Origin of the sequence: Corynebacterium urinipleomorphum, from assembly GCF_900155535.1 — a bacterium.
GTDB lineage: Bacteria > Actinomycetota > Actinomycetes > Mycobacteriales > Mycobacteriaceae > Corynebacterium > Corynebacterium urinipleomorphum.
On the sequence record NZ_LT706965.1, the window covers coordinates 219,989 to 241,010 of the forward strand.

15 protein-coding genes are annotated in these 21,022 nt (G+C 64.0%); 3 read left to right on the forward strand and 12 right to left on the reverse strand.

Annotation, left to right across the window (positions count from 1 at the left end; all coding sequences use genetic code 11):
- Nucleotides 1–48: 48 nt before the first annotated feature.
- On the reverse strand, nt 49–984 hold the full coding sequence (locus CZ338_RS08235) for a TDT family transporter (RefSeq protein WP_204211908.1): 936 nt from the start codon (nt 982–984) through the stop codon (nt 49–51).
- Nucleotides 985–1,089: 105 nt separating this feature from the next.
- Nucleotides 1,090–2,499, reverse strand: coding sequence for a type I glutamate--ammonia ligase (glnA, locus tag CZ338_RS08240; protein ID WP_204211925.1), 1,410 nt, complete (start codon nt 2,497–2,499; stop codon nt 1,090–1,092).
- A gap of 161 nt (nt 2,500–2,660) precedes the next feature.
- Between glnA and CZ338_RS08245 the strand changes: the two genes are divergently transcribed.
- Nucleotides 2,661–3,146 carry an RDD family protein gene (locus CZ338_RS08245; protein ID WP_407919372.1) on the forward strand — a complete coding sequence of 162 codons (486 nt, stop codon included), beginning with the start codon at nt 2,661–2,663 and terminating at the stop codon, nt 3,144–3,146.
- 38 nt (nt 3,147–3,184) lie between these two features.
- Here CZ338_RS08245 and CZ338_RS08250 read toward each other — a convergent pair whose 3' ends face one another.
- The 3 genes from CZ338_RS08250 to CZ338_RS08260 all read right to left on the reverse strand — a co-directional run bounded on the left by CZ338_RS08250 (nt 3,185) and on the right by CZ338_RS08260 (nt 6,754).
- Complete coding sequence (locus tag CZ338_RS08250) at nt 3,185–3,973, reverse strand: DUF4191 domain-containing protein (protein WP_087117763.1); 789 nt, start codon at nt 3,971–3,973, stop codon at nt 3,185–3,187.
- 115 nt (nt 3,974–4,088) lie between these two features.
- The gene (locus CZ338_RS08255) at nt 4,089–5,414 is read right to left on the reverse strand and encodes a MaoC/PaaZ C-terminal domain-containing protein (RefSeq protein WP_087117764.1); all 1,326 of its coding nucleotides are present in this window, start codon (nt 5,412–5,414) and stop codon (nt 4,089–4,091) included.
- 5 nt (nt 5,415–5,419) lie between these two features.
- Nucleotides 5,420–6,754 (reverse strand): 3-oxoacyl-ACP reductase, encoded by a 1,335-nt coding sequence (locus CZ338_RS08260; protein WP_087117765.1) that lies wholly within the window; start codon nt 6,752–6,754, stop codon nt 5,420–5,422.
- Between the two features lie 193 nt (nt 6,755–6,947).
- Here CZ338_RS08260 and CZ338_RS08265 point away from each other — a divergent pair, with 193 nt between their 5' ends.
- Together CZ338_RS08265 and CZ338_RS08270 are read left to right on the forward strand one after the other, a co-directional pair.
- Nucleotides 6,948–8,243, forward strand: a complete 1,296-nt coding sequence (locus CZ338_RS08265) for an acetyl-CoA C-acetyltransferase (RefSeq protein WP_087117766.1) — start codon at nt 6,948–6,950, stop codon at nt 8,241–8,243.
- A gap of 52 nt (nt 8,244–8,295) precedes the next feature.
- The gene (locus tag CZ338_RS08270) at nt 8,296–10,407 is read left to right on the forward strand and encodes an acyl-CoA dehydrogenase family protein (protein WP_087117767.1); all 2,112 of its coding nucleotides are present in this window, start codon (nt 8,296–8,298) and stop codon (nt 10,405–10,407) included.
- A 136-nt stretch (nt 10,408–10,543) separates the two neighbouring features.
- On the opposite strand, the gene lipA is transcribed toward CZ338_RS08270, so the two are convergent.
- The 7 genes from lipA to sucB form a co-directional block, all read right to left on the reverse strand.
- A complete protein-coding gene (gene lipA, locus CZ338_RS08275; protein ID WP_087117768.1) occupies nt 10,544–11,632 on the reverse strand; it encodes a lipoyl synthase in 1,089 nt (362 codons plus the stop codon).
- Nucleotides 11,633–11,698: 66 nt separating this feature from the next.
- Nucleotides 11,699–12,433, reverse strand: coding sequence for a lipoyl(octanoyl) transferase LipB (gene lipB, locus CZ338_RS08280; protein WP_087117769.1), 735 nt, complete (start codon nt 12,431–12,433; stop codon nt 11,699–11,701).
- 36 nt (nt 12,434–12,469) lie between these two features.
- Entirely contained in the window at nt 12,470–12,865 is a 396-nt protein-coding gene (gcvH, locus tag CZ338_RS08285) for a glycine cleavage system protein GcvH (RefSeq protein WP_087117770.1), read from the reverse strand.
- Nucleotides 12,866–12,867: 2 nt separating this feature from the next.
- Nucleotides 12,868–13,962, reverse strand: a complete 1,095-nt coding sequence (gene gcvT, locus CZ338_RS08290) for a glycine cleavage system aminomethyltransferase GcvT (RefSeq protein WP_087117771.1) — start codon at nt 13,960–13,962, stop codon at nt 12,868–12,870.
- 16 nt (nt 13,963–13,978) lie between these two features.
- On the reverse strand, nt 13,979–16,876 hold the full coding sequence (gcvP, locus tag CZ338_RS08295; protein WP_087117772.1) for an aminomethyl-transferring glycine dehydrogenase: 2,898 nt from the start codon (nt 16,874–16,876) through the stop codon (nt 13,979–13,981).
- Nucleotides 16,877–16,938: 62 nt separating this feature from the next.
- The gene (locus CZ338_RS08300) at nt 16,939–18,747 is read right to left on the reverse strand and encodes a dihydroxyacetone kinase family protein (RefSeq protein ID WP_087117773.1); all 1,809 of its coding nucleotides are present in this window, start codon (nt 18,745–18,747) and stop codon (nt 16,939–16,941) included.
- A 107-nt stretch (nt 18,748–18,854) separates the two neighbouring features.
- Nucleotides 18,855–20,966 carry a 2-oxoglutarate dehydrogenase, E2 component, dihydrolipoamide succinyltransferase gene (gene sucB / locus CZ338_RS08305; protein ID WP_087117774.1) on the reverse strand — a complete coding sequence of 704 codons (2,112 nt, stop codon included), beginning with the start codon at nt 20,964–20,966 and terminating at the stop codon, nt 18,855–18,857.
- Nucleotides 20,967–21,022 lie beyond the last annotated feature (56 nt).

Consider the following 21,022-nt stretch of genomic DNA (forward strand, 5'->3'; position numbering starts at 1 on the left):
CTTCCGAGAGTTGACGCGTGGTAGGCCAGTGTCTACCCTGTCACACAATTACGGCGAGAGTCGGCGCCCTTCGGCGACCCAGCTGAGGAATCGGGCGGAGCACAGCGACCAGTGGATGATGAGCAGCACCGGGATGCTCAGCGCGATCGCGTCCAGCAACTCGGACCCGTTGACCAGCGCCAACTGGTGGCCGCCCATGCTGACCGTGCCCGGCGGGAAGGTGCACGCCCACCATGCCGGGGAGTAGTCGACCCAGCGGGCGACATTGGGGTAGAAGGTGAACATGGCGAAGATCGCCAAGGGAATAGCGATACCCAGTGCGATGAGCCCGTAGTAAATAGAGACAGGCCCGGGGTAGAGGATCTGCATCGCCGTCGTGGATTGGCCGACCACACCCAACGGGACCCATGCCGTGGCGGAATTGGCGCCTTTCAAATCCACCTGTCGGTGCCACGCCGCCCAGTACACGCGGATGAACACGGGCACCGCTGTCAAGATCGACATGGCGAAGAAGATTGTTCCCAACACGTGGTAGAACTCGCCGTAGTCGCGGGCCAGCCAGCCGGCTACCGACGCCGAAATCATCGGACCGACAAGTGGCAGGCCCCAGGTGAAGCGCGGCGTGCCGTCGAAACGCGTCAACTGAATCGCCCACGTGACCACAGTGACGGGCGCGCCGATCCAGAAGCCAATCAGGCGGTACGCTGTCTCACCCGTCAGACCCGATAACGCGGCACCGAGCGCGAGCACACCGATGAAGAACATCGACCATTCCGCCATGGAGGTCCGCTCCCAGGCGGGGTGGCGGTACCGGATGAACCCCACGACGAGAGCGATGAGGATAACGCATGCAATCGCAGCGAAGATCGCGGAACCCAACATCATATTCTCCTCGACAAGGAGGCGAGAAACGATGGAGGTGCCCATGAGGCTGCCGCCCCAAGCTGGGCCAGGAGGAGGCAGTGTGCGGAACTTATCAGTCACTCAGCACATGGTAATCACGGCTGGCGAACTTAGGAAAAATAACAAAAACCCACGGAATCCGTGGTGGAAACCGTGGGTGCGCTATCCGCTGAAGCGGCTGAGTATTTAGACGTCGAAGTACATTTCGTACTCGAGCGGAGTCGGGCGCAGGCGTGCCGGAGTAATCTCTTCGTCGTTCTTGAGCTTGATGTAGGTCTCAATCAAGTCTTCGGTGAACACATCGCCTTCGGTGAGGAACTCGTGGTCCTCCTCCAGCGCTGCGAGCGATGCCTCGAGGGAGGTCGGTGCCTGAGGGATGGACTTGGCCTCCTCCGGCGGGAGCTCGTAGAGGTCCTTGTCCACCGGCTCGTGCGGCTCGATGCGGTTCTTCACGCCGTCCAGTCCGGCCATCATCATGGCAGCAAAACCGAGGTACGGGTTGCCGCTCGGGTCCGGTGCGCGGAACTCGATGCGCTTCGCCTTCGGGTTTGAGCCCGTGATGGGGATGCGGATCGCCGCGGAGCGGTTGCGCTGGGAGTACACAAGGTTGATCGGCGCCTCGAAACCCGGAACCAGACGGTGGTAAGAGTTCAGCGTCGGGTTGGTGAACGCCAGGACAGCACCGGCGTGGTGGAGGATGCCACCGATGTAGAACCGTGCGATGTCGGACAGGCCGCCGTAACCGGACTCGTCGTAGAAGAGCGGCTCGCCGTCCTTCCACAGGGACTGGTGGGCGTGCATGCCGGAGCCGTTGTCGCCCGCGATGGGCTTGGGCATGAACGTGGCGGTCTTGCCCCATTCCTTGGCGGTGTTCTTGATGATGTACTTGAACGTCTGCAAGTCATCCGCCGCGTGAAGAAGGGTGTTGAACTTGTAGTTGATTTCCTGCTGTCCGCCGGTGCCCACCTCGTGGTGGAAACGCTCGATCTCAAAACCGGCCTGGGCCAGACGCAGCGTCATGTCGTCGCGCACGTCCAGCGTCTGGTCGTACGGCGGGACCGGGAAGTAGCCGCCCTTCAGTCGGGTCTTGTTGCCCAAGTTCGGGGAGCCGTCGTGCTCGAGCTCGCGGTCGCGGTTCCACCAACCTTCGATGGAGTCGACCTCGTAGAACGCCTTGTGGGCGTCGGTGGAGTAGCGCACGGAATCGAAGAGGTAGAACTCGGCTTCCGCGCCGAAGAAGCAGGTGTCGGCGATGCCGGTGGACGCCAAGTACTCCTCGGCCTTCAGCGCCACGTTGCGCGGATCGCGGGAGAACGCCTCGTGGGTGAACGGATCGTTGACGAAGAATTTCACGTTCAGGGTCTTCGCCTTGCGGAACGGGTCCACCTGAGCGGTGGCCAGGTCCGGCATGAGGATCATGTCGGACTCATCAATCGTCGTAAAGCCGCGAATCGACGATCCGTCGAATGCGAGGCCTTCTTCGACCGCGTCCTCGTCGAACATGGACGCCGGGATGCTGAAGTGGTGCTCAATGCCAGGAACATCGGTGAAGCGGACGTCAACGAACTCGATGTTCTCGTCCTCGATGTACTTCATTGTGTCCTGGATGTTGTCAAAGCCCACGGGTAAAACTCCTTGAGTGCAAATTGGGTGCTTTTAACGATCGTACATGGAAATCCGGGGGCTCTGCGGGCGGAAAAAGACTTCAATTCGCACGGAGTTCTGATTGCAAAAACCGTGCTCTATCCTTGATCACCATGGGTAACGCGCAGCGTGGCAGCAACGCCGGAAATCAACCGCCCACACCAGCGGGCGGCTCCGACAACGAATACATGGTAGGACGCTGGCCGGGCGAGTACCTCGGCTTGCCGGAGAGTGGAAGCGGCTCGATGGCATCCGTCATGCGACGCGCCGCCGGTGTCCTCATCGACTGGGGGATTTGCTGGATCATCGCCGGATTCATTGTCATGAACACAGACATTTTCGGTGGAACGTCGACATTGACCTATCTCCTGTGGTTGCTGCTGGGAATCATCAGCGGTTGGTTGTTCGCCCGCACGCCGGGCATGGCGGTGCTGGGAATGGGTGTCGCCCGCCTGGATCAGCCCGGTTCCACCGTCGGGTTCTGGCGCGCGGCGGTGCGCACCATCCTCACCGGATTCATTTTCCCCGCCGCGATCGTGGACGCGGACGGACGCGGCATGCACGACCGCGCTACGGGCACAGCAGTAATCCGCTCGTAGCCGTGGCCGGCCGACGAGCGGATTACTGGGTAATTTAATTATTTGCCTTTGCGCTGTTGCATGCGGCGCATCTTGCGGTTCATGCCCGCCATGTTCTGCGCCTGGTGAGGCATCGGGCCCTTCGGCAGACCGGCGCGCTGGCCGCCGCGGATATTGTCCATGGCCTCCAGCTTGGCGTTGACAGCGTAGACCTCGTCCTTGGCGTAGTTCTTCGGCAGCTTCAGCAAGTGGCGCTGGAGCTTCTTCGGCGGGACCTGGCCTTCCCCGGAACCGACGAACACCTCGTGGATAGGAACACCAGCGACGAGGCGGTCGATGCGCTTACGCTCCTTCTCCATCATCGGCTTCAAACGCTTCTCGTTGCCTTCGCCGACGAGGATGATGCCCGGGTTGCCGACCACACGGTGAACGGTGTCCATCTGCGGGTTGGCGGCCACACCCGTCTTGGTCAGCCACACGATGCCCATCGTGTTGCGCATATTCTCCAACGTCCAGCCGGCGGCTCCGGGAGTGTCGCCTACCTCGTCGTACATGGATCCCTCAAGGCGGCGGGTAAAGATGAACATGGCCAGCACGAACCCGAAGAGCAGGCCGAGCACCAACATGAACCACTGGCCGTTGAAGAGCAGGCCAATAAGGAAGAACAGCAGACCCACGCCCAAAATGGCGGCCAGCATCAGCGGGATCAGTTTCTTGTCGCGCTTGCGCTGGAGGTTGAACGCCTGCCAGATCTGTGACCGGGTCTGCTTGCGTTGCGTGCGCTTCGCCGAGCGCTGTTCCTTCTTCGCAGCTTTCTCGGCGGCAGCTGCCTTGTTGTCCTTTGCCATGGTCACCACACTATCGAAGAGCCAGCGGGCCGCACGAACTGCCACAGCGTGCAGTATGCGAAAACCCGCCGTCCCCGTTGGTTCGGGAGCGGCGGGTCAACTAAGCGGGGAGTGCCTACAGTGGCTTCAGCTCCGCGTTGAGGTGCAGCTTGTCCGGCTTGGACGAGCCACGCAGCTGGATGCCGTAGGAGCCGTCCTCATCCTCGATGGTCCACAGCGCGACCTGTGCCGGGATGACCACGGGTTTGACGAACTCGACGGAGTAGCGCAGAGCCTCCGGCAGCTTGCCTTCCAGCGGTGCGAGCACTGCCGCCGCGGAGTACATGCCGTGGGCGATGCGCGCCGGGAACCCGAACAGCTTCGCGCCCAGGTTGGACGTGTGGATCGGGTTGTGGTCGTTGGATGCCTCGACGTACGCGTTGACGTCGGACCCGGTCCAGCGCCAGCGCGCGTTCGGCTTGAACTCGGGCAGCTCCGGCTTCGGCAGGACCTTGCCGGAGTCCTCCGCACGGGTGGTCACGTTGATGTCGGCGGACTTGGCGAACTTCGCGCCCATGCCCAAGAACGTCGACGTCTGGCGCCACACCGGATCGCCAGCAGTGTCGCCGTCGGCGAAGATCTCGGTGACGATGTCCACCAGCAGGCCGCGGCGGTGCGGGCGGAGGTTCTCGCCGTGGGAGCGGATGGTGTAGGTCTCGTCGACGGTCAGAGTGCGGGCCTGTTCGATCACGTTGGTCACGTGCACAGCACCCATGGCCGGGTACGGGAAGTCCGGGCGGGAGAGCAGTTCCATGACCAGCGGGAAGGAAAGCACGAAGAAATAGGTCGGCGGGATCTCGTTGCCCAGGCGCAGACCGGTCGCGCTGGTGTAGTCCGCCAGGTTGCCCTGGTCGATCTTCACGCCGCTGACCTCAATTGCGGACGTCGGGTCCTTCTTCGCCTCGCGCGTGCCGCCGATGCCCGGAATCGCGCTCATGAAGATCTTGCGGTTGATCGCCTTCAAGTCCGGGATCGCCTTGAGCGTCTCGTACGTGCGGCTGGCGCTTGCCTGCGCCTTTGCCTCACCCTTATCTGCGGCATCCTCAGCCTTGGTCTTAGCGTCCTCGGCGACCTGCTCGGCTTTAGCTTTGGTGTCGTCAGCCTTCTGTTCGGCCTCGTCACTGAGCTCCTCGACTGTGGAGGAGACCTTCTCCTTCGCGTCCTCGAAAGCGTCGGCAGCCTTCTCAGCGAGGTCCTCAGCCTTCTCCTGGGCCTGGTTAGCAGCGGCCTTCGCCTTGTCGGCGACGTCTTCTGCCTTGGCTGCGGCCTTGTCGGCGACCTGCTCGGCCTTTGCTTCAGCCTTGGCAGCGGTCTCCTTGGCGTCAGCCTTCGCCTCGGCGGCGGCTTCTTCCGCCTTCTTCTTGGGGTCCTTGTCGTCGCCCCGGTTCACAGCAGTGGTCATGGTGCTTACGCTCCCAGCAGGTTCTGGCCGCAGACGCGGACGGTGTTGCCGTTGACGGCGACGGAGGACGGAGCAGCGAAGAATGCGACGGTCTCGGCGACGTCGATCGGCTTACCGCCCTGGCTCAGGGAGTTGAGGCGGCGGCCGACCTCGCGGGTGGTGAACGGGATGGCATCGGTCATGTCGGTCTCGATGAAGCCCGGAGCCACAGCGTTGATGGAACCGCCCTGGGCAGCGATCTTCTCAGCCAGAGCGTCGACGAAGCCGACCACACCGGCCTTGGTGGTGGCGTAGTTGGTCTGGCCGCGGTTACCGGCGATTCCGGCCATGGAGGAGACGCCGATGATGGAGGGCTTTTCGGCGAACGCATCGGCGTCGATAAGCGCCTCGGTGATGCGCACGGGCGCGACGAGGTTGATGTTCTGGACCATGTTCCAGCGGCCCTCGTCCATGTTGACCAGCAGCTTGTCGCGGGTGACACCGGCGTTGTGGACGATGGTGTCGATCTTGCGGCCGTAACGCTCCTGGGCGTGCTTGGCAATCTCCTCGGCGGCCTTCGGGTCGGTCACGTCGAGCGGGAGCGCGGTGCCCTTGACCTTGTTGGCGGTCTTAGCCAGGCCTTCGCCTGCCTGCGGGATGTCCACGCAGATCACCTTTGCACCGTCGCGGGCAAGAGTCTCTGCAATGGTTGCGCCGATGCCGCGGGCGGCACCGGTGACCACAGCGAGGCGGCCTTCAAGCGGCTTGTCCCAGTTCTCCGGCACCTGCACGTCGACCGGGGTGATGCGGATGACCTGGGCGTCGACGAAGGCGGACTTGCCGGACAGGAGGAAGCGGAGAGTGGACTCGACCTTGTTGATCTGGGAGCCATCGATCTCCGGGTCCACGTAGACCAGCTGAACCGTGGCAGCTTTGCGCATTTCCTTAGCCAGGGAACGGGTGAAGCCTTCGAGTGCGCGGGCGGCGATGCGGGCATCCGCGTCGTCGATAAGCTCCGGCGTCGTGCCGATGACCACGAGGCGCGCGTTGTCCAGGACCTTCTTCAGCTGCGGGTTGAAGAAGTTGTACAGCTCGATGAGGTCCTCCGGCTTCTTCAGCTCGGTCGCGTCGAAGACGATACCGGCGCGCTTTGTGTCAGCTTCGGCCTTGATGAGCTTGTAGGGGCCCTCGAGCAGCGGGGTCAGCTGGCCGGCGAGACGGCCGTTGCCGCCGACGACCACCGGTCCGTGGAGGAGTGCCTCACCCTGCTTGTAGCGGCGCAGGGGGTAGCCCTGGGGGACACCTGCTTTAGCAGCCAGGGGGGAGTTGATGAACTGTTCGAGGAGGCCTTTCGATGCCACAATTTTCTCCTTCTTTTTCGGCAACAGCGACCGTTCTAATTCGGTAGCTCTGTGTCGAATACTATTATAAGATCGCAATGGTGACGAACCTTACAAAGTTCGAACTTTGTAAAGTGCCAGACAGAAATCTCACGGTGAACGACTGAACAGCAGTTATTTACCTCGAGCTCCATGGGAAGTGCAGGAAACAAGCATGAATCAACCGCGCAAAGTAGCCATCCTCGGCGGAAACCGTATCCCGTTCGCTCGCTCCAACAAGGAGTACGCAAACGCCTCCAACCAGGACATGCTGACCTCGGCCATCAACGGCCTGGTCGCCCGTTATGGACTGCAGGATCAGGAGCTGGGCCTCGTGGTCGGTGGCGCTGTGCTCAAGCACGCCCGCGACTTCAACCTCGTGCGTGAGTCCGTGCTCGGTTCCGAGCTGTCGTCCACGACCCCCGCATTCGACATCCAGCATGCTTGCGGCACCTCGCTGACATCCGCCATCCAGGTCGCAGACGCGATCGCGCTCGGCCGCATCGAGAACGGCATCGCTTGCGGCGCCGACACTACCTCCGACGCGCCGCTGGCCGTCAACGACGCTTTGCGTAAGACGCTGATCCGTCTGTCCAACGCCAAGTCCACCAAGGACCAGCTCAAGCTCGTCGGCTCTATCCGCCCGAACCAGCTGGCACCGGAGCAGCCGCAGAACGGCGAGCCGCGCACCGGCCTGTCCATGGGAGAGCACGCAGCGATCACCGCGCGCGAAATGGAGATCAGCCGCGAAGCTCAGGATGAGTTGGCTGCCACGTCCCACCAGAACCTGGCTAAGGCGTACGAGGAGGGCTTCTTCAACGACCTGATGACGCCGTTCTTGGGTGTCAACCGCGACACCAACCTCCGCCCGGACTCCTCCGTGGAGAAGTTGTCCAAGCTCAAGCCCGTCTTTGGCAAGAAAGACGCCGAGCAGCACGGCGGCACCGCCACCATGACCGCGGGTAACTCGACCCCGCTTACCGACGGCGCCGCGGCAGTCCTGCTCAGCTCCGAGGAGTGGGCAAAGGAGCAAAACCTCCCCGTCCGCGCATACCTCGTCGACTCTGAGCTCGCTGCCGTGGATTTCGTCTCCGGTAAGGACGGCCTGCTCATGGCCCCGACATACGCCGTCCCGCGCCTGCTTGAACGCAACGGCCTGACCCTCCAGGACTTCGACTTCTACGAGATTCACGAGGCATTCGCGTCCCAGGTCCTGGCCACCCTGAAGGCATGGGAAGACGAGATCTACTGCCGCGAGCGTCTCGGTCTGGACAAGCCGCTGGGCGCGATCGACCGCTCCAAGCTCAATGTCAAGGGCTCCTCTCTGGCTGCCGGACACCCGTTCGCGGCCACCGGCGCACGCATCCTCGCCTCCGCGGCGAAGACCCTCGAGGAGAACGGCGGCGGCCGCACCCTCGTCTCCATCTGTGCCGCTGGCGGCCAGGGCGTCGTAGCGATCATCGAGCGCTAAACCTCCGCACACCCCAATCCCAAAAGGAAGCATTCAAGGAAAGAAGGACATCATGACTTCTGTCGAGGATAAAGTCCGCAAAGTCACTCTGGAACGCCGCTCCCAGAAGGCGTCTCCGGAATCCCGCTCCCCGAAGACGCTGCCGGAGACTCCGGATCAGGCTGTCGCAGGCAAGCTGAAGACCCTGCTCGACGGCCCGTGGGAAGAGCAGAAGGACAGCATCCGCGAGCAGCTCAACCGCGAGGAATCGCTGCCGATGATCGAGGGCTCGGTGGAGGAGATCCGCGCGGCCCTGCTGGAGAAGGTCAAGATGGTGGCCTCCACCGGCATGATGCAGACCGCCTTCTCCAAGGCGAACGGCGGCTCCGGCGAGGCTCACGTGGGCATCATGGGCTTGGACCTCCTCGGCCAGTTCAACGGTTCCCTGGCTATTAAGTCCGGTGTGCAGTTCGGCCTGTGGGGCGGCGCCGTCGACGTGTTGGGTACGGAGCGCCACAAGCAGTACGCCAAGGGCGCGATGAACCTGTCTATGCTCGGCTCCTACGGCATGACCGAGCGCGGCCACGGCTCCAACGTCCAGGAGCTGGAGACGACTGCGACCTACGACCCGGAGACCAAGGAGTTTGTGATCAACTCCCCGTCCCCGTCCGCAACCAAGGTCTACATTGGCAACACCGCACGCGACGGCCGCTGGTCCGCCGTCTTCGCCCAGCTGTACACCCCGGGCGAGGAAGAGTCCCACGGCGTCCACTGCTTCGTGGTGCGCATCCGCGAGGATGACGGATCCCCGGTCGAGGGCGTCAAGATCGGCGACCACGGCCACAAGGGCGGTTTGCTCGGCGTGGACAACGGCACTCTGACCTTCGACAACGTCCGCATCCCCCGCGAGGCCCTGCTGAACCAGTTCGGCGATGTCGACGAGGACGGAAACTACACGTCTCCGATCGAATCGAAGAACCGCCGCTTCTTCACCATGCTGGGCACGCTGATTCGTGGCCGCATTGCAGTCGGCGCCGCTGGTTCCGGTGCCACCAAGTCTTCCCTCGCCATCGCCCTGAAGTACGCGAACCAGCGCCGCCAGTTCGATTACGGCGACACCGGTCAGGAAGACAAGCTGATCGACTACCGTCAGCACCGCCGCCGCCTGATCATCCCGCTGGCGCGCACCTACGCGATCCAGTTGCTGCAGAACCAGCTGACCGCACGCTACGCCGACCAGACTGCACGTCAGGCATCGGGTGAGTGGTCCACCACCAACCCGACCGAAGCACAGGCTCTGGCTTCCCGCGAGATGGAGACCCTGGCCGCGGCGTTCAAGGCTGTCGCCACCGAGCACGCAACTGACACCATCCAGGAGTGCCGCGAGGCATGCGGCGGCGCCGGATTCATGTCGGAGAACCTGCTGACCACCTACCGCGCCGACACCGACGTGTACAACACGTTCGAGGGCGACAACACCGTCCTGCTGCAGCTGGCCGGCAAGAATCTCCTCACCGCGTACACCAGCGAGATGGCTAACCCGTCCGCCATGGACATTGTGAAGTTCGCGGCCACCAACGTGACCGACATCTTCCGCAGCCGTGCTGGCCTGGGCGCCACCGTCCAGTCCGTGGTGGACACCTTCACCAGCGAGGAAGCGTCCCTGTTCGACGCCGACTACCAGCTGAAGGTCATCCAGATGCGCGAGCAGCTGGTCATGCGTTCCCTGATTCGCCGCGTCCAGGGCGCACGCAAGCTGGACAAGGCTGAGGCTGCCAAGGTCATCGACAAGGCGCAGGACCACATGCTCAACGCTGCCTGGGCTTACATTGAGAACCTAATGGTCCAGGCCATGATCGAGGCAGAGCGCTCCCTGCCGGTGGGCTCCACCGAGCGTGCTGTCTTCGAGCAGGTCCGCCACCTGTTCGTCTTTGACACCATCATCCGCAACGCTGGCTGGTACCAGGAGCACAACGTGATCTCCTCCGGCCGCGTGAAGGCTGCCCGCGCCGCCATCAACGACCTGGTCGACTCGCTCGGCCCGTGGTCCGAGGTGCTGGTGGATGCCTTCGCCATTCCGTCTGTCGTCCTCGACCGTCCGCTGTTCAAGGACGGCGGCACCGACGACAGCCGTGACAACCCGGAGGCATGGAAGGTCGGCTCCAACATCCCGACCGGTAAGTAGTGGGGACAGCCGGTAGGCCTACTGACAAATCAACCCCCAGCCGAGAGCGCTCGGCTGGGGGTTGAGTCGTCGATAAGCGGTAGCGCCGCTTTGAGCTGGAAACTGCCGGGGCAGCCAGGAACCGGGGTAGAAGCTTCTAGTTCGCCCCGATGCCCGGCATGCCGAGCGTGACGGACGGGCGGCCAGCGGAGACGACTGGGGTCTCCTCGGAAGCGCCGTACTTGTTCAGCAAGGTCTCGGCTTCCTGGTCCGTCGCGCCCTGGGATGTCTGGGCGAGGTGCTTCAGGTTCTCCGGCAGCTCGCGGCCGTGGAACTTCATTGCCTCGACGTAGAGCTTGCCCGCGCGGTAGGAAGAACGGACTAGGGGACCGGACATGACGGCGGCGAAGCCCATCTCGTACGCGGCATCGCGGTACTCGATGAACTCCTCCGGCTTCACCCAACGCTCGATCGGGTGGTACATCGGGCCCGGCCGCAGGTACTGGGTGATGGTGATGATGTCCGTGCCGGCATCCTGCATGTCCGCGAGGGCCTCGAGGACCTCCTCGCGGGTCTCGCCCATTCCGAGGATGAGGTTGGACTTGGTGATCAAGCCGTAGTCGCGTGCCTGGCGGATGACGTCCAGGGAGCGGTCGTAGCGGAACGCCGGGCGGATGCGCTTGAAAATGCGCGGGACCGTTTCCAAGTTGTGGGCGAACACCTCGGGCTCAGCTTCGAAGACCTGCTGAAGCAGATCCGGCTTGCCCGAGAAGTCCGGCGTGAGGTTCTCCACGCCGGTGTGCGGGTTGAGCTCATGGATCTTGCGCACGACCTCGGCGTAGAGCCATGCGCCCTCATCCTCGAGGTCGTCGCGGGTGACACCGGTAATGGTGGAGTAGTTCAGCTGCATCTCGCGAACGGACTCGGCGACGCGCTGCGGCTCCTCCACGTCCAGCGGCTCCGGCTTAGCGGAGTTGATCTGGCAGAAATCGCAGCGGCGGGAGCAATTCGCGCCGCCGATGAGGAACGTTGCTTCGCGCGATTCCCAGCACTCATGGATATTGGGGCAACCGGCCTCCTGGCACACGGTGTGAAGGGACGCACCCTTCACTTTCTTGCGCATGTCCTCGTATTCGGGGCCGGTTTTCACGGCGTTACGGATCCAGCGCGGCTTGGATTCGATCGGGGTTTGCGCGTTGCGCTTTTCTACGCGGCGCAGCTTGCGTCCTTCTTCTGCGACAGTCACGCTGACAACGTTAACCGCGTCCGTGCAAACGTGCGAATATCGCTGGCACGGACACCCCTTTTAGAGTCAGCTGCGCGTAATGCTGTGGTCGGCGACTTCGAGCTCGCCGGAAAAAGCGCGGTCGAGATTGCGCACGACCGTCGGTGCAATGTCATCGGGAGTGACATCGCGGCCGGTCTCCAAGCTCAGCGTGGTCACGTCGGCGTCGCTGATGCCGCAGGCGACGATGTGGCCGAAGTACTCAAGAGTGTTGTTGCAGTTCACCGCTAGGCCGTGCATGGTCACCCCGCGTGTGACGCGGATGCCTAACTGTGCGATCTTGCGGTCGCGGCGCACGCCTAGTTGCGGATCATCCGCCGGCACCCACACCCCCGAGCGGCCCTCGATCCGGCCTGCGTCGGGAACGCCGAAGTCGCGGACTGAAGCGATCAAGGCCTCCTCGATCCGGCGGACGAAGTCCACCACGTCGACCGGGTCGGCGAGTTTGATGATGGGATAGACCACCAGCTGACCCTCGCCGTGCCAGGTGATGCGGCCGCCGCGGTCCACGGTGACAACGGGTTGGCCGTTGTCGGGCATGTCCTCCGGCTGCGTGCGTTTTCCAGCGGTGTAGGTGTTGGGGTGCTGGAGCACCAGCAAGGTGTCGCCGATCTCGTCGTTGGCGCGCTGCGCGGCGAGCTCTGCCTGCAGCTCCCAGGTCTCCGCATAGTCCACGAGCCCCAGTTCCCGCACGTCAAGTGGGGAATCTGAGGCTCGGATGGAACGGTCGGGCGGGAAGAACGGTTCACGAGGGGCGGTCATGCTCTACATGGTAGACCTCCCGTCACGGGTGCTTTATTAGAGGCCGTTGGCGGAACCGTACTCCTCGGCGGTCAGCAGCGGACCGGCGGACTCGACGGAGACCTCGAAGAGCCAGCCGTCGCCGAACGGGTCGTTGTTGATCGCCTCGTAGTTGTCCTCGATCTCCTCGTTCACAGCCGTGACCGTGCCGGTGACGGGAGAGTAGAGGTCGGAGACGGACTTGGTGGACTCCACCTCGCCGCAGGTCTCGCCGGCAGTGACGGTATCGCCCACAGCCGGCAGCTCGGCGAAGACGATCTCGCCGAGACGCTCGGTGGCCACGGAGGTGATGCCCACGCGAACGGTCTGGCCCTCCACAGCGTCAGCGGTGGCGTTGACCCACTCGTGGTCCTCGGAGTAGGAGAAGTCCTGGGGCAGCGTGATGTCGGCCATGGCTATTTGTCCTTTCGGGTGTAGAACGGGGTCTCGCTGACGGTGTACGGGTAGCGCTTGCCCCTGATGTCCACTTCCACTTTAGTGCCCGGCTCGGCGTGCCAGGGGTCAATGTGCGCAAGAGCCACCGGGTGGCCCAAAGTGGGGGAGGGCTGGCCGGATGTGACCACACCGATACGCTCCTCGGAGCCGTTGCCGTCGGCGAGGAAGACCTCCGCACCCTCGCGTGCGGCGCGGCGCTCCTCGGAGGTCAGACCAGCGATGACCACGGAGGGTTCGCGCCCAGTGAGTGCGGCTTTGCCCACGAAGTCGGCTTCCTTCTTGGCAAACGCGCGGCCCATGCCCGCCTCCACAGGAGTGATGTCGGCGGTGAGCTCGTGGCCGTAGAGCGGCATCGATGCCTCTAGGCGCAGGGAGTCGCGGGAGGCGAGGCCGCAGGGAGTGCCGGAACCGATCACGGCGTCCCAGACCTTCTCGGCGTCCTCGTTCGTGCAGAAGAGCTCAAAGCCGTCTTCGCCGGTGTAACCGGTGCGGGCGACGAAGACCTCGACGTCGCCGGCGTTAGCGTTGAGCGTGGTCCAGGCGCCGGAGTAGTAAGCGAGGGGCGCTGGGTCGTCGGCAAGCAGCGGCGTGAGCGCGTCGAGCGCGCCCGGGCCCTGGACGGCGATGAGCGCGACGCTCTCCGAGTCGTTGCGGATCTCAACGTCGAAGCCTTCGGTGCGCGCCTGGAACGCGGCCCACACAGTCGCGGTGTTGGCGGCATTGGGCACGACCATGAAGTGGTCGTCGGAGAACTTGTACGTGATCAGGTCATCCAGGATGCCGCCGTTCTCGTCGACGATCATGGAGTACTTCGCCTTGCCCACCTTGAGGTTGGACAGGTTGGAGATGAGCACGTAGTCGAGGTATGCGCCGGCGTCGGGACCGGTGACGTCGATCTCGCCCATGTGGGACAGGTCGAAAATGCCCACGGCGTTGCGCACGGCGCGGTGCTCCTCGAGCTCGCTGCCGTACTTCAGCGGCATGGTCCAGCCGCCGAAATCGGTGAAGGAAGCGCCGAGCTCCTCGTGCTTTTGGTGCAGCGGGGTCTGTGGCATGGCTGTGGGGTCTCCTTTACTTGCTGTTCTCTTCGGTGACGGTCGGGTCGATGATCTCGCCGTCATCGGGATTGGCGGCCAGGTCGAATGCCTCTGGCGGCGGACACGCGCAGACGAGGTTACGGTCGCCGTAGGCCTCGTCGATGCGGCGCACCGGCGGGAAGTACTTGGTGGTCAGGAGCGAATCGACCGGGTACGCGGCTTGCTGGCGTGTGAACTGGTAGTCCCAGTTGTCGTTGACCAGGCTGCGGGCGGTGTACGGGGCGTGGTGGACGACGGAGTCCTCGTACTTCACCGCGCCGTCGATGATGTCCTGGATCTCTGCGCGGATGGAGCGCATTGCGGTGACAAACCGCTGGAGCTCGGCGATGTCCTCGGACTCGGTCGGCTCGATCATCAGCGTGCCGGCGACGGGGAACGCGAGAGTCGGAGCGTGGAAGCCGTAGTCAACGAGACGCTTCGCCACATCGGCCGCGGTCACGCCGGACTGGTCGGTGATCTCGCGCAGGTCGATGATGCACTCGTGGCCCACCAGGCCGGCGTTGCCGGTGTAAAGAACCGGGAACGAGTCATTCAGCTCGTGAGCCAGGTAGTTGGCGTTGAGGATGGCGTTGCGGGTGGCGGATGCCAGGCCCTCTGCGCCGGACATGGCGATGTACGCCCACGAAATGGGCAGCACGCCTGCGGAACCGTAGGTGGTCGCCGCAATGGGCACGCCGGTGCCTTCAGCAGCTTCCTGGGCGGCTTCCTCGCCGCTGATCTGGGGGTCCGACGGCAGGAAGGGGATGAGGTGCTCGCCGACGCCGATCGGGCCGACACCCGGGCCACCGCCGCCGTGGGGGATGGTGAACGTCTTGTGCAGGTTCAGGTGGCTGACGTCGCCACCGAAATCGCCCGGGCGGGCCAGGCCGGTCAGAGCGTTCATGTTGGCGCCGTCGATGTAGACCTGGCCGCCGACGCTGTGAATCTTCTCGGCTACCTGCGTGACGGTGTCCTCGTACACGCCGTGGGTGGACGGGTAGGTGATCATGATGGCTGCGACGTGCTCGCCGTACTGCTCCAGCTTGGCGTCGAGGTCGGCCATGTCGATGGAACCGTCGTCGGCCGTCTTGACCACCACGACGCGCAGGTTCGCCAGCGTCGCCGAGGCAGCGTTGGTGCCGTGAGCGGAGGCCGGGATGAGGCATATGTCGCGTTCCGTGTCGCCATTGGCCACGTGGTAGCGGCGGATGGCCAGCAGGCCGGCCAGCTCACCGGTGGCGCCCGAGTTGGGCTGGACGGACACGGCATCGTAGCCGGTGATCTCCACAAGCCAACCGGTCAGCTCCTCAATGAGCTCCCGCCAGCCTTGCGTGTACTTGTCCGGGGTGAACGGGTGGACGTTGGCGAAACCGGGCCAGGTGATCGCCTCCAGGCCCGCGGTGGGGTTGAGCTTCATCGTGCACGAACCCAGCGGGATCATCGTGCGGTCGAGCGCCAGATCCTTGTCGCCGAGGGCGCGGATGTAGCGCATCATCATGGTCTCGGAGTGGTGGGTGTTGAAGACCTCGTGGGTGAGCAACTCCGTCTCGCGCGCCAGTTCGCCGGGGAGGTGGCTGTCGGCGTTCGTCGCGGGTTCGTCGATAATGCCGAAGCCGCTGAGCAGCGCCGCCAGATCCGCTTCTTCGGTGTCTTCACCGAAGCTGACGGCGACAGTGTCCTCGTCCACCGCGCGCACGAGGTAGCCGGATTCCGCGAGCGCATCCACGATGCCCTGCGCGCGCCCCGGCACAGTGACGGCCACGGTGTCGAAGAAGTGCTCGTGCTTGACTGTCAGTCCAGCATTGCTTATCGACGCAGCGAAGCGCCCCGCCCATTCATGCACACCCTGCGCGATCTCCCGCAGCCCCTCCGGGCCGTGGTACACCGCGTACATGGACGCGGTGACGGCGAGCAGCGCCTGGGCGGTGCAGATATTGGAGGTGGCCTTCTCACGTCGGATATGCTGCTCGCGGGTCTGAAGCGACAGGCGGTAGGCGGGGTAGCCCTCCGCGTCGACGGACACGCCGACGAGGCGGCCCGGCATCTGGCGCTTGAGCTTGTCGGAGACAGCCATGTAGGCGGCGTGCGGGCCACCGTAGAACAGCGGCACACCGAAACGCTGCGTGGTGCCCACCGCGATGTCTGCGCCGAGCGCGCCCGGGGCTTCCAACAAGAGAAGCGCCAGCGGGTCGGCCGCCACGGTGGCCAGACCGCCGCGGGAGTGGATGGCCTCTATCACCAGGCGCGGGTCGACGATGTCGCCCTCGGTGCCCGGGTATGCCAGGACCACGCCGACGAAGTCTTCGCCGACCAGGTTGGAGTCGAGTGCGGTGACTTCCACTTCAAGGTCCAGCGCGCGGGCGCGTTCGGCGGCGACGGCGATGACCTGGGGGTGCAGCCGTGCGTCGAGAAGCACGCGGCGGCCCTTCTTCACGGCGCGGGACATGAGCCCGATGGCTTCGGCCACAGCCGACGCTTCGTCAAGAAGCGACGCATTAGCGATGGGCAGACCGGTGAGATCCTGCACCATCGTCTGGAAATTGAGCAGCGCCTCCAAACGACCCTGGGAAATTTCCGGCTGGTACGGGGTGTACGCGGTATACCAGCCGGCATCCTCCACCACGCCGCGGCGGATCACCGGCGGGGTGATGGTGGAGGAGAAGCCCTGGCCGTAGAAAGCCTTGAGGACAGTGTTCTTGCCAGCCAATTCTCTCAGGCGCTTCTGCGCCTCGTGCTCCGTCAGCGGTGCCGGCAGATCGAGAGGGGCCTTAGCCAGAATGCCCGGCGGGGTTGCTGCTGCAACCAGCTCGTCGATCGAACCGTAGCCAACGGCATCCAGCATGAGCTTGCGCTCACTGTCCGTTGGGCCGATGTGGCGGGAAATGTAATCCACGACAACTAGCTCCTTTAATTTTCAGTGCGTCACGTTCGTCTAAGAGTGTAGAAAATCCCGTTCTAGAAATCGTCTACGGCTGCCTCGCCGAACAGCCACGTAATAGCGATCGCGCCGGGATCCGGCACATCCGCGGCGGATTCGCCGAGGTAGGAGGCGCGGCCCTTCTTAGCCTGCATACCGCGGGTGGACTTAGCGCCCTCCACAGCGGGGGTATGCAGCTGCTCGAGAGCCTCGGAGATGGAGCCGGGCGCAGAGCCGTCGGCAAGCTTCTTGGCTTCCTTTGCGGCGGGGGCGAGTGCGTCGATCAGCGTGTTATCGCCCTCCTTGGCACCGCCCAAATCCGTAATGGCCTCGACGCCGTTGTTCAGTCCTGCGCTGAGCGCCGCGACGAAGTCGGCGGTGTCAGCCTCGCGGGAATCGGCCTCCGCCTCGGCGAAAGCGTCACCCATCTCGCGGAAGAGAGTGCCAAGCACCGCGCCCGAGGTGCCTCCAGCGCGCACGAGCATCCGGTGAGCGAAGAACTTCAGCACCTCGGAGTCGCTTCCCTTCAACGGAGTCTCGATGTCCCCGAAGGCCGCCTCCAAGTTCTGGCCGAAATCGCCGTCACCCGCAACGCGGTCAAGCTCGGTCAGATCGTCGAAGGACGAACCGATGCGGTCGGCGAAGGTGCTGAGCCACTCGTTCTCGCCGCCCTCGTTCGGCGCTTCCTCATCGTCGACCATCTTCACGGCGGTGTATTCGGGATCCGCCACCACAGCAGGCCATGCCGGCGCGTTCGTCTCCGCGTCGACGAGCTCGAGCAGCTCGTCGTCCACAACCGTCACGGTCAAGGAGACACCCGCCATATTCAAGGAGGTGACCAGCGTGCCCACGATGCCGCGGCGCACGGTGGCTCCGCGCTCGGCGAGCTGGGAGACGGCCTCACCGAAGACCAAGTCGAGCTCGAGCTCGCTTGCGGCGCCGAGCCCGTTGACCAGCAGCACCACGTCGGCGCCGTCGATAGCCACATCGGCGTTCTGCAGGGATTCCGTGATGCCGTCGAGCAGCTCACCGACAAGGTCATGCGCCGTCGGCTGCCCGCCCTTGGTGGTGTCACGGCGCTCCACACCCGGCTCGCCGTGAATGCCCACACCGATCTCGATCTCGCCTTCGTCCAAGTCGAAGGTCTGGCGATCGCTCGTGGGCAGGTGACCAGGCATGAGGGCTGCGGCCATGCTGCGCGACTGGTCGGCTGCTTTCTGCGCGGTCTCCGCCACCGTCTGCAGGTCATCGCCGCGGGCCGCGGATGCGCCCGCGATCTTCTCCACGATGATCGTGGCGCCGGTGCCGCGGCGGCCCGGTGAGTCGTCCTCGTCGTCGATCTCCGTCGCGGCATCGTCAGCGACAGTCACCGTCGCAACTTCGCCCTCGACGCTGTTCGCGGCCACAGTGAAGTTCATGACGTCGCCCGTGTAGTTCTTCACTACGTGGACAACGCCCTTGCCGCGGTCCGCCCAGTCCGTCGCAGCGGTGACCTGCACGGCGTTCGGGGAGGTGAACAGCAGGCCGGGGCACGCGGCATCGAGCATGCCCGAACCGATGAAGCCCGCATGCATCGGCTCGTGGCCGGATCCGCCACCCGAGATCACGGCAACGCGCTCATCGCCGGCGGTGTCCGCGTCCTCCGTGAGCCCAATGAAACCCTCGTCGTGCCACTCCGCGTTCGGGTGCGCGGCCACGAGCCCTCCTAGAGCTTGCTCCATGAAAGCGGACGGCTCATTGCGGAAGGACTTGAAGCTGTTCTTCGCGCCCTTTTCTGTGGCGGTGCCGTCGGCAGAGTTCTGGTCGTCGTTGGTGTTTTCTGTCTGATCTTTCGGAGCCTGTGCCATACCTCCCAGTGTATCGACTGGGGTGAACACCCGTTGCCAGATAGAAAGCGGCCCAGCACTGACGCGAAGCCAGTACTGGGCCGCCCTAACTCAAAGGGGAGATGGGGTTAGAGCTCCATGTCGCCTTCGAAGTCACCTGCCTCGATGCGGTCCTTGATCGTGGTGATGAAGCGGCCTGCGTCCGCCCCGTCGACGATCTGGTGGTCGTAGGTGAACGGCAGGTAGCACATCTGGCGGATGGCAATGGAGTCGATGCCGTCCTCCGTCACGATGATCGGACGCTTCACAATTGCGCCGGTGCCCAGGATGCCGGACTGCGGCGGAGTGAGGATCGGGGTGTCCATCAACGCGCCGGCGGAACCGATGTTGGTCACCGTGAAGGTAGCGCCGGAGAGATCGTCCGGACGCAGCTTCTTGTCGCGTGCGCGGGCGGCCAGATCGGCGATGCCCTTGGCGATGTCCGCGAGGGACATGTCCTGGGTCTTCTTCAGCACCGGCACGAGCAGACCCATCGGGGTGTCAACAGCAATGCCGATGTTGACGTCCTCGTGGTAGGTGATCTCCTTCGTCTCCTTGTTGTAGGAGGCGTTCACGTTCGGGTGGGAGACCAAAGCTTCAGACGCAGCCTTGACGAAGAACGCGAGGAACGTGATGTTCGCGTCGTGCTTGTCCACGAAGGCCGGCTTGACCTTCTTGCGCAGGTCGGCGATGCGGGTGACATCGACTTCCTGTACATGGGTGAGCTGTGCAGAGGTCTGCAGAGACTCCACCATCTTGGCGGCAGTGATCTCGCGGATGCGGTTGACCTTCTGCGTGGTGCCGATGAGGTCCTGCTTGGCCGGGTCCACAGCCTTGGTGGACCAGCGAGCGCGCGGACCGGATGCCTGCTCGGACGAAGCAGCGGCAGTGGACTCCGTAGCCTTGGTGTCTGCAGCCTCAGTGCCCTTTGCGGAGCCACCCTCGGCAGCTGCCAGGACGTCCTGCTTGCGGATGCGGCCGCCGACACCGGTGCCTTCGATAGTGTTCAGATCCACGCCGTGCTTGTCGGCGAGCTTGCGCACCAGCGGGGTCACGTACGGGACCTTGCCGCCGTTATTGACCTTCGCGGAGGTGTTGGTGGACTCGGCCTTCTTCGGCTCGGCCTTCTTCTCTTCCTTCTTCGGAGCTTCAGCCTTCGGCTTTTCCTCCTTAGGAGCAGGGGCCTCCTCAACCTCATCCTCGTCGTCGGAAGAATCAGCAGCGGCTGCCTCGGCGTCGCCGATGCGTGCGATCACGGCGCCGACCTCAATGGTGTCGTCTTCCTCAGCGAGGATCTCCAGGAGGGTTCCCTCGACCGGGGACGGGATCTCGGTGTCGACCTTGTCGGTGGAGACCTCGAGCAGCGGCTCGTCGACCTCAACCATGTCGCCGACGGACTTCAGCCAAGTGGTGATGGTGCCCTCGGTGACAGACTCGCCGAGTTCCGGCATCTCCACATCGGTGGACTCGCCGGAACCCTTCTTGTTGGAAGAGGAGGACTTGGACGCGGACTTCTTCGGAGCGTCCTCCGGGTTGTCGCCTTCGCCTGCGGCGGAGTTGGCTTCTTCCACCTCTTCATCAGCGTCAGCGACATCCTCTTCCTCGCTGGAAGCAACGGCATCAGCGTCGCCGACGCGGGCAATGACCTCGCCGACCTCTACGGTGTCGTCCTCCTCGGCCAAGATTTCCACGAGGGTGCCAGCAACCGGGGACGGGATTTCAGTGTCGACCTTGTCGGTGGAGACCTCGAGCAGCGGCTCGTCGACCTCGACCTCGTCGCCGACGGACTTCAGCCAGGTGGTGATGGTGCCCTCGGTGACGGACTCGCCGAGTTCCGGCATCTCCACATCAGTTGCCGAACCGGAGCCGCCGGACTTCTTCGCCGGCTTGGACTCGGCCGCCTCAGCCGTATCCTCGTCGGCGGCAGCGGAGTCGTTGCCAGAGTCGCCGGACGGTGCCTCGCCCTCGTCGCCGACAAGCGCGATGACCTCGCCGACCTCGACGGTGTCGTCTTCCTCAGCCTTGATCTCCAGCAGGACGCCGGCGACCGGGGACGGGATCTCGGTGTCGACCTTGTCGGTGGAGACCTCGAGCAAGGGTTCGTCGACCTCGACGGTGTCGCCGACGGACTTCAGCCACGTCGTGATGGTGCCTTCGGTGACCGATTCGCCCAGCTCGGGCATCTCTACAGAGTGAGCCATTGTTGTTGAGTCTCCTCAAAAATTGCAGACGTTAATTCGCCACCAGCGTACCCGCT